This window comes from Tetzosporium hominis (assembly GCF_002265435.1).
Taxonomy (GTDB): Bacteria; Bacillota; Bacilli; order Bacillales_A; family Planococcaceae; genus Chryseomicrobium; species Chryseomicrobium hominis.
In genome coordinates this window covers 1-229 of the sequence record NZ_NOKQ01000364.1, presented here as the reverse complement: position 1 = coordinate 229, position 229 = coordinate 1, and the positions used below count along the sequence as shown (strand labels likewise).

Below are 229 nucleotides of genomic sequence, written 5' to 3'. Positions count from 1 at the left end.
CGTAATCCCTTCGTGAGAAGCTACATGTGCAAGCTGAAGGCCGCCGATCACATCTCCTATCGCATAGATGTGGGATTCTTTTGTCTGGTACATGCTGTTTGTCACGATAAAGCCGTTTTCCACCTCGATATCCGTGTTTTCCAGACCGATACCATCAATATTTGCCTGCCTTCCGACCGATACGAGCATTTTCTCATCGGAATACGATTGTTTTTCTCCGTCTTATTCC

The 229-nt window shown here is 46.3% G+C and carries 1 pseudogene; it reads right to left on the bottom strand.

The window, feature by feature from the left end:
• Positions 1 to 222 (bottom strand): annotated as a pseudogene (locus CF394_RS15325) (FAD-dependent oxidoreductase); the annotation flags it as partial.
• Between the last annotated feature and the right edge of the window lie 7 nt (positions 223 to 229).